Raw genomic sequence first — 15,250 nt, forward strand, 5'->3', positions numbered from 1 at the left:
CTTCGCCCGCTGCCCCTCAGGGCTCCGAACCCGGCTTGAAAACCCTGACGGCGGCCGTCCCGCGGCGTCGGTAGCTTTGCGCCGGGGTTTTCCTGTATAGGAATTATTTCCTTGACTGGTGAGGGCAGCTATGCTACATTTTTGCCCATGGTGCTGATTTGCGCCAGTGACCCGCCGCCCCAGGCGGGTTTTTGCGTTGATGTTCATCAACCAACGAAGGCCCCGAAGCGTCGTGGGCCGGATCGTTGCCTTGCCACGACTATCGGCGGGATTTTCACCACCCCCTCAGGCTGATAGGCTCGGCCAATCCCGGGAGGAGAGAGCGATGCCGGTCAATCTCGACGAGCTGAAGAATGCCAGCAATCTGCGTGGACGCGGAGCGCGAGCGGGCGGTGTCTTCGTCGAACCCGTCGATGGTAGGGCGCATGTCTCTGGCGAACGCAGCGTGCCGCTGCTCGACAAGACCATCCCCGCGCTGTTTTCCGAGACGGTCAGCAAATACGGCACGTTCGACGCCGCCGTCTTCGTCGACCAGAACAAGCGCTTCACCTGGAGCGAACTTTCGGACACGGTGGATGCGCTGGCTGCCGGCTTCCTGGCGCTGGGCCTGGCAAAGGGCGATCGTGTCGGCATCTGGTCGCCCAACCGCTGGGAATGGCTGGTGACGCAGTTCGCCACCGCCCGCATCGGCCTGATCCTGGTCAACATCAACCCGGCCTATCGGTTGACCGAGCTCGACTATGCGCTGAACAAGGTCGGCTGCAAGGCGCTGGTCACCGCTGCCAGGTTCAAGACGTCAGATTATCTCGGCATGATCGAGACGCTGGCACCCGAGATCGCCAAGGCCACGCCGGGCAAGCTCAAGGCACAAAAACTGCCGGCGTTGAAGATCGTCATCCGCATGGGTGACGAGAACTCGCCCGGCATGTTCAATTTCGGTGATGTGCTGGCCATGGCCGGGCGTGACGAGCATGACAGCCTCGACCGCATCTCGGAGAAGCTGAAGCCGGGCGAAGCCATCAACATCCAGTTCACCTCAGGCACCACGGGAGCCCCCAAGGGCGCGACGCTGACCCACGGCAACATCGTCAACAACGGCAACTTCGTCACTTCGGCGATCAAGCTGACCGCCGACGACCGGCTCTGCATACCAGTGCCGCTCTACCACTGCTTCGGCATGTCGATGGGCACGATGGGTTGCGTCTCGAAAGGCGCCACCATGGTTTTCCCGGGAGAAGGGTTCGACGCCGGCGCCACGCTGAAGGCTGTGGCTCAGGAACGCTGCACCGGGCTCTATGGCGTACCGACCATGTTCGTTGCTCTGCTGGATCATCCGGATTTTTCCGCCTTCGATCTCTCCAGCCTGCGCACCGGCATCATGGCCGGTTCGCCATGCCCGATCGAGGTGATGAAAAAGGTGGTGTCGCTGATGCATATGGAACAGGTGACCATCGCCTACGGCATGACCGAGACCAGCCCGGTGTCGTTCCAGAGCGGCGTCGACGACCCCCTGGAAAAGCGCGTCTCGACCGTCGGGCGCATCCACCCCCATGTCGAGGTCAAGGCGGTCGCTGCCGATGGCGCTACAGTTGCGGTCGGCGTACCGGGCGAGCTTTGCACGCGCGGCTATTCGGTGATGAAGGGCTACTGGGACGACGACGACAAGACCCGCGAGGCGATCGACAGCGACGGCTGGATGCACACCGGCGACCTCGCCACCATCGACGCCGAGGGCTATTGCAACATCGTCGGCCGGGTGAAGGACATGGTCATCCGCGGTGGCGAGAACGTCTATCCCAGGGAGGTCGAGGAATTCCTCTACCGCCATCCAAAGGTCAAGGAGGTGCAGGTGTTCGGCATTCCCGACGCCAAATATGGCGAGGAGCTGTGCGCCTGGATCGTGCTCAAGCCCGGCCAGATCGCCACCGAGCAGGAGGTCAGAAACTTCTGCGCCGGCCAGATCGCCCATTACAAGATCCCCCGCCACATCCGCTTCCGCACCGAATTGCCGATGACGGTGACCGGCAAGCCGCAGAAGTTCTTGATGCGCGAGGCGATGGTGGAGGAGCTGGGCTTGGTGACGCAGAAGACGGCGTGAACGGGTGAACGCTTCGATCTGTCGGTGCGCGAATGCAGCCACGGTTCGCAGCAGCGCGCAGGGGCTTGCATGAGCGGTTTCGGACGTTCGGTGACTTCATATGCGATGCCGCTGGCCGCCTTGGTCATGGCTGTCGCCGTCAGGGCAGGCGGGGTGTCGGCGGACGAAGGTTCGCTGGGCGTCAGGATACTCGTCGGAGCGCTTTCGAGTGCGATCATGTTCACCACCATTTTCGTGGTGCTCGACCACGCCGAGGCGGTGGCTCGGCGTGTAGGAGAGCCCTACGGCACATTGGTGCTGACTTTTGCCGTGACGGCAATCGAGGTGTCGATCATCGTTTCCATGATGCTGCATGGAGAGAACAACCCTACGCTTGCGCGTGAGTCCGTCTTTTCAACGGTGATGATTGCATCTACCGGCGTCGTCGGCACGTGTCTTGCGCTTGGCGGCTGGCGCCATCGCAAGCAGGCAATTGTTCGACAAGGGACCAGCGCATATTTGGCGGTTCTGATCGCGCTGACCATCATGACGCTTATTCTGCCAACCTACACACAAGCTACGGGGCCGGGCACATTTTCGGCAGCTCAACTTGGTTTTGTGAGCGTGCTTTCGGTGCTGCTTTATGCAAGTTTTGTGTTCGCGCAGACCGTCCGCCACCGGGAAGACTTTGTCGAAGGGCAGGCCCACGGCGTTTCGCTGCGGACTGCTCCGCACGAAAGCGTCTTTGCCAGCGCTCTGTTGCTGATGGCCGGCCTGATCGGCATTGTCATGCTCGCCGAGCAGGTCGCGGCAAGCGTCGAAGATACGCTCGTTGCCTACCAGGTGACCCAGGCTGACAGCATTGTGGGGGCAATGATCGCCGGGCTGGTGTTGATGCCGGAGGCCATTTCGGCGGTTCGCGCTTCACTCAACAATGAGCTGCAACGCGGTTTGAATGTCGCGATGGGTTCCGCTTGCGCCACAATCGGTTTGACAATACCGGCGGTCGCAGCCGCCAGCCTGCTGACGGGCAGAGGGTTAACCCTGGGGCTTCCAGCGACTGACACAGTGCTTTTGATTTTAGCGCTCTTCATATGCAATGTGAGCTTTAGTACTGAAAGAACAACATTCTTGACGGGCGCTGTCCATATCGTGGTATTTCTTACATATATATTTCTTATATTTGTGCCATGAACTCTGGCTCAGGTTGGCGCTTGAGGGCTGGCTCGCGCTGCGGCTGGGCAATGGCCGACGTCGGCTGTAAACCCCGATTGGCATCCAACATCGGTGGGGCGTCCACGCCGCCATGGCGCTGCATCGTCGAAATGAGCAGATGGTCGAGGGCACAGAATTCGTCCAGGGTGATCGGTCCCTTGCCGCGCGGATGGCCGTGCCCATGGGCGGTGACGAATTCCTCTTCGAACAGTTTCTGCCTGATCAGGCCACTCGAACGTCTTCCGCGGCTCCGATGAAGAGATCGATGTCGCCCTGCTCCAGGTGCTCGACGATCCTCGGCTTGTCGGGCACCGTAAAGGCGACCTTTGCGTTGGGAGCTTGGGATTTGAACCGCGGAATGAGGTCCGGAGCCAGGATCGCTGCCGGATTGTCCGTTGCGGCAATGCGATAGACACGTTTGCTTGTGGCGGGGTCGAACAGATGAGCAGTATTCACGAAATCGCTCAACCGAGCAGCCGGACGAGTTCGGGCTCAAGTGCCAGGGTCGTTCAGCAATTGACGCAGCCGCGTCAGGCGGGCCGACAAGGCCGATTGGGTAATGTTCAATCTCGACGCCGCATGGGTGACGTTCTGGTGCTTCAACAGCGCATCGAGTGTCAGCAGCAAGCCAACGTCGAAATCCGATAGCCGTTTTGTCAATGGGACCTCGAACCAGCAGGCGCTATTCAATCGGTAGCGCTCTCTAGCACGGTTCCGGAGATTGAAGGACAATGGCTTCGAAGTTTACTGCCGCCTATGGCGATTTTGCGACAGGTGCTGCTCCTCGCCACAACGCGGCCCGACCGTTCCAGATGGCACGACTGTTTCCAGCCAGAGGTCCTAACGACGATCGGCCCGCATCTCCGTCGACTTCGGCGCCGTGCCGGGTTCTTGAACGAGCGGTCCGAGCAGCACTTCTCCGAACAGTGGCTGGTAGCGGCGGCGCACGGCCGGGTCTTCCTTGAAGGACAGTGCGTACTGGCCGATCTGGTGGAAATAGGTGATGCGCGCCCGCACGATGCTCTCGTCTTCCGAATAGCCCATGGCGCGGAACGCCCGGATGAGCAGCGCGATGCGCAGATCGTCGATGTCCTTGACTTCCTGAGCGAGCTTTTTCGATGTCCGTGACCAATCGCGAACAGCCAGGTCAAGCAGCGGGCTGAAAGGGGCTTCATCCACCCAGACATGCACGATGTCGGTGAAGAACTGCAGGCCGTCTATGTCGTGGATCTCGCGCATCGCCCAGAACGGCGCGCAATTGCTGTTTCGCCATTCCTGCAAGAGGCCGCCGCGAAGGTCCGCCAGGCTGGCAAAATGGAAATAGAAGCTGCCCCGCGTGACCTTCAACTGCTGCGCCAGGCGGTCGATCTTGACCTCGCCGATGCCGCGCTTTTCCAGCACCTTGCGCGCCGCCGCAATCCAGGCCTCACGGCTGAGCGTCTGCCGCGCCGCTTTTGATCGCACCGCCGGTCGAGGCGGTCGTTTCGTTTTCGCCAGCACGCCTTTCCCGTTCATGAAATTCGAGACCTTCGTCGCCGCGCGCAACGCGCATGGCCGATTCGCCTATCGAACCGCCCCGTGACTGCTTCGCAATTCTCCGTGTCACCGTCTATCGCCGGATACGCATTTTCAGGGCAGTGCACTGATTCGCTCCAGCATCAGCGTGAAGAACGGCGCCGGATCGATCCGGCGCAGGACATTGCAGTTCTTGCGGCGGCCGGTGACGTGCCACCAGTCGACGACGGTCATGCCTATGGTTTCGGGCGAGACGATATCGACCGTCACGGCGCACTGGCGCTGCTCGTAGATCCCCGGGGCCAGAAGGTAACCGGTGACGCACGCATCGTGGATGGGACGCGCCGCCGTCGCGAATTTGTGGGTGCCGTATTGGCGATAGAAGTCGGCCATGTTGGCGGCCTCGATCGCCGCGCGACTGCCGGTGGCGCGCAGGGCGTCGAGCCATTCAGGCGTCATCAGGGCAGTGTAGGTGCAGTCGATGCCGGCCATCGTCACCGGGACGCCGCTGTCGAACACTTTGTGCGCGGCATGCGGATCGACAAAGATGTTGAACTCCGCGGCAGGCGTGGCATTGCCGCCTTGAAAAAAGCCCCCGCCCATCAGCACGACTTCGCGCAGCCGAGGGACGATTTTCGGTTCCATGGTCATGGCCATGGCCAGGTTGGTCATCGGCCCGAGCGTGCAGACGGTCAACGCGCCTTCCGGCGCATCCATGATCGTGCGCACCAGGTAATTGACTGCGTGCTCGCTCTGCAGCGGTGTGACGGGTTCGGGCAGATCGGCGCCGTCGAGGCCCGTTTCGCCGTGAACATACTCGGCCGTGATCAGCTTGCGCACCATCGGCGCCGGGCAGCCGGCATAGACCGGCACATCGGGTCGTCCGGCAAGTTCCACGACCTTGAGCGCATTCTTCGACGTTAGGGCAAGCGGCACGTTGCCGCCGACTGTCGTGATGCCGACTACCTCGAGTTCGGCTGGCGAGCCTAGCGCGAAAAGGATCGCGAACGCGTCATCCTGACCTGGGTCGGTGTCGATGATTATCTTGCGTGGTGCCATTGTGCCGCGTTTTTCCCGTTGCGCTCGAAAGCCTATTGCTGAGGCGATTTGGATGTGTAGAAATACAGTACTGTATCTTATGTTCAAGAGAAGGTGTTCGAATGGACGCACGCGGCGACTTTTCCGAAATTCCGATCATCGATGTGTCGGCGCTCTATGGCGATGACCAGGAAGCGATCGCCGCGACGGCGGCGACACTGCGCCGCCATCTCGAGACGATCGGCTTCCTCTATGTCGTCGGGCATCCGATCCCGCGTGCCGACGTCGAAGCGGTTCGCGAAGCCAGCAAGCGCTTCTTCGCTCTGCCCGAGGAGCAGAAACTGGCGCTGAAGATCGACAGGAATTTCCGCGGCTACCTGCCCTTTGCCGGCTCGACGATCGTGACGTCGTCGGTGGCGACAGTAAGCAAGCCGAACCAGAGCGAATCGATCTTCTTCATGCACGAGGTCGAGGCCGACGACCCCAGGACATTGGCCGACAAGCCGCTGCAGGGTGCCAACCAGTGGCCGGACGAGGCAACGCTTGCTGGCTTCAGGCCAACGATTGAACGCTATGTCGATGAGATGAGCACACTGGCCCGCAAAATGGTCGGCGCCATCGCTCTTTCGCTTGGACTTCCGACCGACAGTCTCGACCGTTATTTCGATCAGCCGACAACCTTCCTGCGGTTGCTGCACTACCCGACGCAGCCGCATGAGGAGGGGCTATTCGGTTCGGCCCCTCACACCGATTACGGCTTCATTACACTGCTGGCGCAGGACAATGTCGGCGGCCTGGAAGTCAAGAACAAGGCGGGCGAATGGGTTCCCGCGCCTCCGGTCCCGGACTCCTTCGTGATGAATGTCGGCGACATCCTGGCGCGCTGGTCGAACGACCAGTTCGTCTCGACGCCGCATCGCGTCATCAACCGGTCGGGGCGCGAGCGCTATTCCCAGCCCTTCTTCTTCGACCCGTCCATGGATGAAACGATCGAGGCGCTGCCGGTCTGCGTGCCGGCCGGTAGCCAGCCGAAATATGAGCCGGTGCTCTACGGCGACTATCTGATGGAGCGCATCGACAAGAACTACCATTACCGCAAGAAAAAGGCTGCGGAAGCAGCCGGTACATAGACGGATCAATGCTTGGCTGCGGCGATGAGGACGCGAGGCCCTGATTGGAGAGCAGACTGCAGGAACCGTTGTAATCAAAAAAGGGGAACGAAAATGAGAGCACATTTACAGATGGCAGGTTTGGCGCTGGCCGCACTTGCCATAGCCTGGAGCGGACCTTCAGGCGCCGCCAAGGTGACGAAATCGGCCGAGGTTCAGCAGACCGGCATGCTGACCGTCGCCAACACGCTGGACTATGCGCCTTTCGAGTATCTCGACGCCGACGGCAAACAGACCGGGATTATCATAGAACTGGCCGGTGAGGTGGCCAAGCTGGTCGGCGCCAAGCTGGACGTGGCGCGCACACCTTTCCCCTCGATGATACCGGGCCTGGCGGCCGGCCGTTTCAAGGTCGCTTGGGAGACTTTCTCCGCCACGCCGGAGCGGCTCAAGCAGGTCGATTTCGTCATGTTCCTGAAGGCCGGCCTGGCTGTTTCGACGTCGCCGGACAAGAAGGCGAGTTTCAGCGGCGACACCCCGCTCTGCGGCAAGCGGATCGGCGTTTCGGCAGGCAGCGCATCGGATTTCCTGGTCGACAAGCTGAGCACGGATTGCACCGGCAAGGGCCAGGCAGCCATCGAAAAATCGGTCTTCAACTCGTCGACGGATATCGTCCAGGCGGTGCTGTCCGACCGCGTCGACGCCCGCATGGACGATGCGACCGCCTCGAGCTATTTCGAGGTCACCAGCAAGGGCCAGCTCGTGGTGCTGCCGACCCTCTATGAAGTCGCGCCGCTCGGCATGGCGATCGCCAAGGACGACAAGGAGACCGCCGATATGATGGTGGGCGCACTCTCCGAGCTGTTCAAGAACGGCACCTACAAGGCTATTCTCGACAAATACGGCATGGGCGCCTACGCGATCAAGGAGCCCTATTTCGTCGGCAGCATGGAGGCGTTGCGCGCCGACTGACAAAGTTTTGTCCAGTCGGACGCACTTTGTTCTAAAACTTTGATCATGCTTTCCGAAATCATTTGGGGCTGATGCGATAGCGGTTGTCGGCGTCCGGTCTCGTGCCGGGCGCCGCTTCCGGATCAAGACCAGGAGAAGCAGCGATGGGCGCGGCCCACCCAAACGAGATACGCATCGAGCCGGGCGTCGCCGAGGCGGTTTCGCGCCTGACCGTCATGCCGCAGCGCCGCTACGGCATCTGGGTCGGCACGGCGCTGGCCCTGCTGGTGGCATTCCTGATCATCCGGGCCTTCGCCAGCAACCCTGCCTTTGCCTGGCCTACGGTGGTGAGTTACCTCCTGCATCCCTCTGTCATGCGCGGCCTTGGCAACACCTTGATGCTCACCGCGGTGATCATGATATTGGCGATCGTTGTCGGCACGGTCATCGCCATCATGCGCGTGTCGCCAAGCCCGGTGCTGCGTGCCTTCGCGGGTCTGTACGTCTGGTTTTTCCGTGGCGTACCGGCCCTGATACAGCTGATCTTCTGGTTCAACCTGTCGCTGCTGGTGCGCGAAGTCTCGTTGACCATCCCCTTTGTCGGCACGCTGTTTTCCGTGCGCACCAATGATTTCATGACTCCGTTCTTCTCTGCCGTCGTCGCCCTTTCCCTGTGCGAGGCGGGCTACATGGCCGAGATCATCCGGGCCGGCATCAAGTCGGTGCCGTCGGGCCAGGCTGAGGCGGCGAGCGCGCTTGGCATGCCGTACCGCATGATCCTGAAGCGCATCACGCTGCCGCAGGCGATGCGCTTCGTACTGCCGCCAACCGGCAATGAGGCCATTAACCTCCTGAAGATGACGTCGCTGGTGACATTCATCGCCGTCGACGACCTGTTCTATTCGGCGCAGAGCATCTATGCGCGCACCTTCGAGACGATCCCGCTTCTGATCGTGGTCGCCTTCTGGTATCTCGCGGTAGTCAGCATCATGTCGGTGGGACAGCATTTCCTCGAGCGACATTTCGGTCGCAGCGATACGCGCCGCGATGCCGTGACGATGCGCTTCCTGCGCAAAATCATCAGCCTGCGTGGCATTTCCCGATGAGTGACGTGAAGGACGAAAATCGCGCCCGCTTCGGCGTCCCAGCCGACTCCATGGTTTTCGCGCGCGGCGTGCGCAAATCCTATGGGCCGCTCGAGGTTCTCAAGGGTGTCGATCTCGACGTACCCGTCGGATCGGTCGCCTGCATCATCGGCCCTTCGGGTTCCGGCAAGAGCACATTCCTGCGCTGCATCAACCATCTCGAGAAGCTCAGCGCCGGCATCCTGCTCGTCGACAGTCAGTTCGTCGGCTACGACCTTAGGGACGACAAGCTCTACGAGGTCAAGGACGACCTGCTTTGCCGGCGGCGCGCCGAGACCGGCATGCTGTTTCAGTCGTTCAACCTGTTCTCCCACATGACCGTGATGGAGAATTTGATTGAGGCGCCGACGCAGGTTCGGCGCATCCCCCCGGACGAGGCAAAGGCCGAAGCGGAGATTCTGCTTCGGCGCGTCGGTCTCCTGGACAAGGTCGACCGGTATCCGAGGGAACTGTCCGGCGGCCAGCAGCAGCGTGTCGCCATCGCGCGCGCGATGGCGATGAAGCCGAAAGTCCTGCTCTTCGATGAGCCGACATCGGCGCTCGACCCCGAACTCGTTGGCGAGGTGCTGCAGGTCATGCGCGATCTGGCCGAAAGCGGCATGACGATGGTCGTGGTCACCCACGAGGTAGGCTTCGCCCGCGAGATCGGCGATCAGCTGGTTTTCATGGATGGCGGTGTGATCATCGAACGCGGCGCTCCGCGCGAGATGATTGCCAATCCGGTATCGCCCCGAACCCGCGAGTTCCTGTCGCGGGTGCTTTGACGGCAAGAGAATCCACCCAAGAGAAGATCCACAAAAAAAGCGCGGGCCATGGCCCGCGCCTTCGCATATTCAGCCTTCCAAAGAGCTCAGTCCTTCTCGAAGATGCGCGCCTTGGCGACGACGCCGGCAATGGCGCCGCCGATCAACGGTGCCACGATGAACAGCCAGAGCTGGCCGATCGCCGCAGTTCCCGAAAACAGCGCCGGACCGATCGAGCGGGCCGGGTTGAGCGACGTGCCGGTCACCGGGATGATGGCGAAGTGCAGCCCTGCCAGCGTCAGGCCGATGACCAGTCCGGCGAACGCCGTCGAGTGCTTTTCGGCCGTGACGCCAAGGATCACGGTGACGAAGGTGAAGGTGCCGATCACTTCCCACAGGAAGGCCGAACTGACACCCCATTTCGTCACATCCCAGCCATTGGCGCCGAAGCCGGTGGTGTGTCCGCCAACCTGGCCGGAGACGATGATCCACAACGCCAGTGAAGCAAGGACGCCGCCGATGACCTGCGCGATCCAGTAGGGGATGACGTCCTTGGCCGGCAGGCGGCCGGCAAGGAAGACGCCGAGCGTCACCGCCGGGTTGAGATGCGCGCCCGAAATGGGGCCGATCGCATAGGCCGCGGCGATGAGGCCGATGCCGAACGCCAGACCGATGCCTTCCTGGCCAAGCGGCAGCGCGCCGCCGAAGCCGCCCGTCACCACAGAAGCCGTACCGATGAACACCAATAGAAATGTGCCTAGAACTTCCGCCAGATAAGTCTTCATTGCCCTCTCCTCGTGTCGATCCGCCGGTTCACCTTTTCGCGCCGCGAATCACAATCGGAAGAGTATTCGCAACCAGAAAAGTTGGAAAGCAGAGCGGTTGTGCCGGCCGACCTGCTTGTGCGCGCCGGTTGCGCGCTCTAGAGCAGGGCCGGAATAATTTTCTGCGTGACGGAACAAGACAATGCGACTGGGCGGAAGGCTGGCTGCGGCCATCGAAGTGCTGGAAGACATCGGCCGGCGCCACCGGCCGGTGGCGGACGCGCTGAAGGATTGGGGCCTGTCGCATCGCTTCGCCGGCGGCGGCGACCGTGCGGCCATCGGCAACATCGTCTATGACGCCTTGCGCCACAAGCGTTCCGCGGGCTGGCTGCTGGGGCAGGACACGCCGCGCGCCATTGGCTTCGGCGCCCTGCTGCTCGAATGGGGGCAGACGGCCCAGTCGCTCAACGAGGCGCTGGATGGTGACAAGTTCGCACCGCCGCTGCTGACCGCCGCCGAGCTTCAGGCCATCGCCGACGGTCGGCTCGCCGATGCGCCGGACGCGGTGCGGGCGGATGTTCCCGACTGGTGCGCGCCGCTTTTCGAGCGAGCCTTCGGCCCGAGCTGGGCCGACGAGGGCGCCGCGCTGGCAACGCGCCCGCCGCTCGACCTCAGGGTCAACACCTTGCAGGCCAACCGCGACAAGGTGCTGGCCGAACTGACGGGAACCGGCGCCAAACCCGCGGCAATCGCCCCGCACGGCATCCGCATTCCACCGATCGACGGCGATGGCCGGCACCCGAATGTGCAGGCCGAACCGGCCTTCCAGAAGGGCTGGTTCGAGGTCCAGGACGAAGGCTCGCAGATCGCGGCCGCCCTTGCCGGGGCCGAAGCCGGCATGCAGGTGCTGGATTTCTGCGCCGGCGCCGGTGGCAAGACGCTGGCACTGTCGGCTTCGATGGAAAATCGTGGCCAGATCTTTGCCCATGATGCGGAGAAAGCACGGCTGGCGCCGATCTTCGACCGCATCCGTCGTTCGGAAAACCGCAATGTGCAGGTGGTCACCAAGCCCACGGAACTCGCGCCGCTCGGCAACCACATGGACATCGTGCTGGTCGACGCGCCCTGCACCGGCAGCGGCACGTGGCGGCGCCGCCCCGACGCCAAGTGGCGGCTGACGCAGAGGCAGCTCGATACCCGCAAGGGCGAACAGTCGGCGATCCTCGATGCGGCCAAAGCCTATGTCAAACCGGGCGGCCTGCTGGTCTACATCACCTGCTCGGTGTTTGATGAGGAGAATGGCGAGCAGATCGCAGCCTTTCGGGACCGTAACAGCGGCTTTGTTCCCGTCGACCACCGCCAGCTCTGGGACAGCCGTTTTCCCGGCCATCCGGCAGCCGCGCGCATCGGCGCCAAAGGCGACATCTCGCTGTCGCCGGCGCTGAGCGGCACCGACGGGTTTTACTTCTGTGCGTTGCGCAGGTCGGCCTGAATCCGATCGGATGTCGCCAATTCCTGACGGATGCGTGGCGCCAGCCGGCAGGCCAGGTCGATTGTGCAGTGCAGCAAAAGCATTTGCCTGCCGTTCATGCCTCTGCAATAAGCTTATCCGCATAAAGGAAGGCAGCGGCCATGGCAGCAAAGATCGTACCCGCCCCGGACTATGAGGATCGCGTCAGGACCTCCTTCGCGCGCCAGAAGGCGATGGCCACGATCGGCGCCGAACTGACGCTGGTGACGCCCGGCATCATCGAGATCGAGATGCCCTATTCGGCGGCACTCACCCAGCAGCACGGCTTCCTCCATGCCGGCGTCATTTCGACGGCGCTGGACTCGGCCTGCGGCTATGCCGCCTTTTCGCTGATGCCGGAAAATTCCGGCGTGCTGACCATCGAGTTCAAGGTCAACCTGCTGGCGCCGGGCAGGGGCGAGCGCTTCCTGTTCCGCGGCTCGGTGACCAAGCCAGGCCGCACCATCATCGTCGCCGACGGCCAGGCCTACGCCTTTGCCGCCGACGGCGAGGCCAAGCTGATCGCCACCATGACCGGAACGATGATGACGGTGGTCGGGCGTGATGGCATAGAAGGGTGAGTGGCCGGTTCGCCGCAGGCGAATTCATCGTGCCAGTGGCACGATGAAAGGCCACGGACGCCGGGAGCTGCCGCAGGCAGCGGGTCCCGGCGAGCGGCGGCGCAGATAAGCAGGTGATCGGGCGGAGAGGAGCAAATCATCATGACCGATAAAATTCGCCGCCTGTCGGGCAAGGACGTCCTCTTCGTCATGGCGGCGCAGGCCGAATACGGTCCGCATCTCAAGCAGCTGTTCACGCCATTGATGACAGGTGTCGGTCCGGTCGAGGCCGGCGTCAGGCTAGGCGCTGAACTCTCCTGGCTGAAGTCGCAAAAAACCCTGCCCGACCTCGTCGTGTCGCTCGGCTCAGCCGGCAGCCGGACGCTGGAGCAGACGGGAATCTACCAGGCGGTTTCGGTCAGCTACCGTGACATCGACGCTTCGCCGCTCGGCTTCGAGAAGGGTGCCACACCCTTCCTCGAACTGCCGGTGATCGTGCCATTGCCCTTCAAGATACCTGATATCAAGCAGGCGACGCTATCGACCGGCGGCGCGATCATCACCGGTGCGGCCTATGATGCTGTTAACGCCGACATGGTCGACATGGAGACCTTCGCCTGCCTGCGCGCCTGCCAGTTGTTCGACATTCCGCTGATCGGGCTGCGCGGCATTTCCGACGGGGCGGCGGATCTCAGGCATGTCGGCGACTGGACCGAATATCTTGAAGTCATCGATGAGAAGCTGGCGGAGGCCGTCATGCGGCTCGAACAGGCCATCGGTTTGGGCACGCTTCTGAAAGATTCGCCGCATGAAGACGCCAGACCGCTCTGAAACTCGCAACCCATTGCGTCGACTCATTTCTTTCTCTAAACGCTCGCCATGAAAACAGCCAATCATCCCGATACCGTCCTGATTGTCGATTTCGGCAGCCAGTTCACCCAGCTCATCGCCCGCCGCATCCGCGAGGCCGGCGTGTTTTCCGAGATCGTGCCGTTCCAGTCGGCCGAAGCGGCATTCAAGCGCATCAATCCGAAAGCCGTGATCCTGTCCGGCGGCCCGGCTTCGACCGGCGATATAGGCAGTCCGCGCGCGCCGCAGATCGTCTTCGACGCCGGCGTGCCGGTGCTCGGCATCTGTTACGGCCAGATGGCCATGTGCGTGCAGATGGGCGGCGTCGCCGAAAGCTCCGACCATCGCGAATTCGGCCGCGCCTTCGTCGAGATCCAGAAGGACAGCCCGCTGTTTGAGGGCCTGTGGGCGCCCGGCCAGCGCCACCAGGTGTGGATGAGCCATGGCGACCGCGTCATCTCCTTGCCCAACGGCTTCGAGGTGTTCGGCAAATCGGAGGGCTCGCCCTTCGCCATCTTCGGCAACATCGAGCGCAAGATGTACGGCATCATGTTCCACCCCGAGGTGGTGCATACGCCCGACGGTGCCCGGCTGCTCAGGAACTTCGTCCACAACATCGCCGGCATCGAGGGCGACTGGACCATGCGCGCCTACCGCGAGCACGCGGTCGAGGCGATCCGCAAGCAGGTCGGCAAGGGCAAGGTCATCTGCGCGCTGTCGGGCGGCGTCGATTCCTCCGTTGCCGCGCTGTTGATCCACGAAGCGGTCGGCGACCAACTGACCTGCATCCTTGTCGACCACGGCCTGATGCGCAAGGACGAGGCCGCGGGCGTGGTGGCGATGTTCCGCGAGCACTACAATCTGCCGCTCATTCTGGTCAACGCGTCGGACCGTTTCATCGACGCCCTCGAGGGCGAGTCGGACCCGGAGAAAAAACGCAAGACCATAGGCCGGCTGTTCATCGAGGTGTTCGAGGAAGAGGCCAAGAAACTCGGCGGCGCCGAATTCCTGGCGCAAGGCACGCTCTACCCCGACGTGATCGAAAGTGTCTCCTTCACCGGCGGCCCCTCGGTGACGATCAAGTCGCACCACAATGTCGGCGGCCTGCCGGCGCGCATGAACATGCAACTGGTCGAGCCGCTGCGCGAACTGTTCAAGGACGAGGTCAGGGCGCTGGGCAAGGAGCTTGGCCTGCCCGAAAGCTTCATCGGCCGGCACCCGTTCCCAGGTCCGGGTCTTGCCATCCGCTGCCCCGGCGGCATCACCCGCGAAAAGCTGGAGATCCTGCGCGAAGCCGACGCCATCTATCTCGACGAGATCCGCAAGGCCGGCCTCTACGATGCCATCTGGCAGGCATTCGCCGTGCTGCTGCCGGTGCAGACGGTCGGCGTGATGGGCGACGGCCGCACCTACGAGTTCGTCTGCGCGCTGCGCGCCGTCACCTCGGTCGACGGCATGACGGCGGATTTCTACCACTACGACATGGCCTTCCTGGGGGCTGCTGCCACCCGCATCATCAACGAAGTCCGCGGCATCAACCGCGTCGTCTACGACGTGACGTCGAAGCCGCCTGGAACAATCGAGTGGGAATAAAGGTCGGTCGTTCGCCAGCATTCGGCGACTATCGAAGAAACTTCATTAAACCTCTGAATCTTATCTTCTTTTCTCTCTAGGTCTATCGCTGACTATCGCCCCTAAGCGGAATCATTTGACGGTATATCTGACGGCATTCCTTTTCGCGTCATCTTCGCTGCAGACTGATGCCGTCAGTGCG

Annotated in this window: 15 protein-coding genes; 10 read left to right on the forward strand and 5 right to left on the reverse strand. The window is 62.3% G+C overall.

The annotated features are described in order from the left end of the window. Window positions 1-325: 325 nt before the first annotated feature. Entirely contained in the window at window positions 326-2,098 is a 1,773-nt protein-coding gene (locus tag A9K65_RS13250) for an AMP-binding protein (protein WP_064994663.1), read from the forward strand. Between the two features lie 69 nt (window positions 2,099-2,167). Then, on the forward strand, window positions 2,168-3,271 hold the full coding sequence (locus A9K65_RS13255) for a calcium:proton antiporter (protein WP_064994664.1): 1,104 nt from the start codon (window positions 2,168-2,170) through the stop codon (window positions 3,269-3,271). A gap of 243 nt (window positions 3,272-3,514) precedes the next feature. Here the strand turns inward: A9K65_RS13255 and A9K65_RS35950 are convergent, their stop codons facing one another. The 4 genes from A9K65_RS35950 to A9K65_RS13270 all read right to left on the reverse strand — a co-directional run bounded on the left by A9K65_RS35950 (window position 3,515) and on the right by A9K65_RS13270 (window position 5,866). Next, on the reverse strand, window positions 3,515-3,748 hold the full coding sequence (locus A9K65_RS35950; RefSeq protein ID WP_224621641.1) for a LysR substrate-binding domain-containing protein: 234 nt from the start codon (window positions 3,746-3,748) through the stop codon (window positions 3,515-3,517). A gap of 36 nt (window positions 3,749-3,784) precedes the next feature. Further along, on the reverse strand, window positions 3,785-3,952 hold the full coding sequence (locus tag A9K65_RS35955) for a LysR family transcriptional regulator (RefSeq protein WP_224621640.1): 168 nt from the start codon (window positions 3,950-3,952) through the stop codon (window positions 3,785-3,787). 180 nt (window positions 3,953-4,132) lie between these two features. Continuing rightward, on the reverse strand, window positions 4,133-4,807 hold the full coding sequence (locus A9K65_RS13265; protein WP_013530362.1) for a TetR/AcrR family transcriptional regulator: 675 nt from the start codon (window positions 4,805-4,807) through the stop codon (window positions 4,133-4,135). 114 nt (window positions 4,808-4,921) lie between these two features. Then, window positions 4,922-5,866, reverse strand: a complete 945-nt coding sequence (locus A9K65_RS13270) for a nucleoside hydrolase (RefSeq protein ID WP_013530363.1) — start codon at window positions 5,864-5,866, stop codon at window positions 4,922-4,924. 101 nt (window positions 5,867-5,967) lie between these two features. Between A9K65_RS13270 and A9K65_RS13275 the strand changes: the two genes are divergently transcribed. The 4 genes from A9K65_RS13275 (at window position 5,968) to A9K65_RS13290 (ending at window position 9,814) form a co-directional block, all read left to right on the forward strand. Beyond that, complete coding sequence (locus tag A9K65_RS13275) at window positions 5,968-6,975, forward strand: 2-oxoglutarate and iron-dependent oxygenase domain-containing protein (protein ID WP_064994665.1); 1,008 nt, start codon at window positions 5,968-5,970, stop codon at window positions 6,973-6,975. Between the two features lie 93 nt (window positions 6,976-7,068). Then, window positions 7,069-7,926: an ABC transporter substrate-binding protein gene (locus A9K65_RS13280; protein WP_013530365.1), complete on the forward strand. Its 858-nt coding sequence runs from the start codon at window positions 7,069-7,071 to the stop codon at window positions 7,924-7,926. Window positions 7,927-8,069: 143 nt separating this feature from the next. Beyond that, complete coding sequence (locus tag A9K65_RS13285; RefSeq protein WP_064994666.1) at window positions 8,070-9,011, forward strand: amino acid ABC transporter permease; 942 nt, start codon at window positions 8,070-8,072, stop codon at window positions 9,009-9,011. After that, window positions 9,008-9,814: an amino acid ABC transporter ATP-binding protein gene (locus tag A9K65_RS13290; protein ID WP_013530367.1), complete on the forward strand. Its 807-nt coding sequence runs from the start codon at window positions 9,008-9,010 to the stop codon at window positions 9,812-9,814. The genes A9K65_RS13285 and A9K65_RS13290 overlap by 4 nt, the downstream gene beginning before the upstream one ends. A gap of 86 nt (window positions 9,815-9,900) precedes the next feature. On the opposite strand, the gene A9K65_RS13295 is transcribed toward A9K65_RS13290, so the two are convergent. After that, on the reverse strand, window positions 9,901-10,578 hold the full coding sequence (locus tag A9K65_RS13295) for an MIP family channel protein (RefSeq protein ID WP_013530368.1): 678 nt from the start codon (window positions 10,576-10,578) through the stop codon (window positions 9,901-9,903). 181 nt (window positions 10,579-10,759) lie between these two features. Between A9K65_RS13295 and A9K65_RS13300 the strand changes: the two genes are divergently transcribed. The 4 genes from A9K65_RS13300 to guaA all read left to right on the forward strand — a co-directional run bounded on the left by A9K65_RS13300 (window position 10,760) and on the right by guaA (window position 15,069). Then, window positions 10,760-12,049: an RsmB/NOP family class I SAM-dependent RNA methyltransferase gene (locus A9K65_RS13300; RefSeq protein WP_063170136.1), complete on the forward strand. Its 1,290-nt coding sequence runs from the start codon at window positions 10,760-10,762 to the stop codon at window positions 12,047-12,049. A 140-nt stretch (window positions 12,050-12,189) separates the two neighbouring features. Further along, a complete protein-coding gene (locus A9K65_RS13305) occupies window positions 12,190-12,648 on the forward strand; it encodes a PaaI family thioesterase (RefSeq protein ID WP_013530371.1) in 459 nt (152 codons plus the stop codon). A gap of 141 nt (window positions 12,649-12,789) precedes the next feature. Next, window positions 12,790-13,458 (forward strand): 5'-methylthioadenosine/S-adenosylhomocysteine nucleosidase, encoded by a 669-nt coding sequence (locus A9K65_RS13310; RefSeq protein WP_064994667.1) that lies wholly within the window; start codon window positions 12,790-12,792, stop codon window positions 13,456-13,458. A 48-nt stretch (window positions 13,459-13,506) separates the two neighbouring features. Continuing rightward, window positions 13,507-15,069 carry a glutamine-hydrolyzing GMP synthase gene (gene guaA / locus A9K65_RS13315; protein WP_024502342.1) on the forward strand — a complete coding sequence of 521 codons (1,563 nt, stop codon included), beginning with the start codon at window positions 13,507-13,509 and terminating at the stop codon, window positions 15,067-15,069. Window positions 15,070-15,250 lie beyond the last annotated feature (181 nt).

This window comes from Mesorhizobium sp. WSM1497, assembly GCF_001672455.2.
GTDB lineage: Bacteria > Pseudomonadota > Alphaproteobacteria > Rhizobiales > Rhizobiaceae > Mesorhizobium > Mesorhizobium ciceri.

Bases quoted from the DNA above. Each gene is read 5' to 3' on its own strand.
- A9K65_RS13290 (WP_013530367.1), top strand. From the start codon at position 9,008: ATGAGTGACGTGAAGGACGAAAATCGCGCCCGCTTCGGCGTCCCAGCC.
- A9K65_RS13285 (WP_064994666.1), top strand. From the start codon at position 8,070: ATGGGCGCGGCCCACCCAAACGAGATACGCATCGAGCCGGGCGTCGCC.
- A9K65_RS13280 (WP_013530365.1), top strand. From the start codon at position 7,069: ATGAGAGCACATTTACAGATGGCAGGTTTGGCGCTGGCCGCACTTGCC.
- A9K65_RS13275 (WP_064994665.1), top strand. From the start codon at position 5,968: ATGGACGCACGCGGCGACTTTTCCGAAATTCCGATCATCGATGTGTCG.
- A9K65_RS13305 (WP_013530371.1), top strand. From the start codon at position 12,190: ATGGCAGCAAAGATCGTACCCGCCCCGGACTATGAGGATCGCGTCAGG.
- A9K65_RS13270 (WP_013530363.1), bottom strand. From the start codon at position 5,866: ATGGCACCACGCAAGATAATCATCGACACCGACCCAGGTCAGGATGAC.
- A9K65_RS13255 (WP_064994664.1), top strand. From the start codon at position 2,168: ATGAGCGGTTTCGGACGTTCGGTGACTTCATATGCGATGCCGCTGGCC.
- A9K65_RS13295 (WP_013530368.1), bottom strand. From the start codon at position 10,578: ATGAAGACTTATCTGGCGGAAGTTCTAGGCACATTTCTATTGGTGTTC.
- A9K65_RS13300 (WP_063170136.1), top strand. From the start codon at position 10,760: ATGCGACTGGGCGGAAGGCTGGCTGCGGCCATCGAAGTGCTGGAAGAC.
- A9K65_RS13265 (WP_013530362.1), bottom strand. From the start codon at position 4,807: ATGAACGGGAAAGGCGTGCTGGCGAAAACGAAACGACCGCCTCGACCG.
- guaA (WP_024502342.1), top strand. From the start codon at position 13,507: ATGAAAACAGCCAATCATCCCGATACCGTCCTGATTGTCGATTTCGGC.
- A9K65_RS13250 (WP_064994663.1), top strand. From the start codon at position 326: ATGCCGGTCAATCTCGACGAGCTGAAGAATGCCAGCAATCTGCGTGGA.
- A9K65_RS13310 (WP_064994667.1), top strand. From the start codon at position 12,790: ATGACCGATAAAATTCGCCGCCTGTCGGGCAAGGACGTCCTCTTCGTC.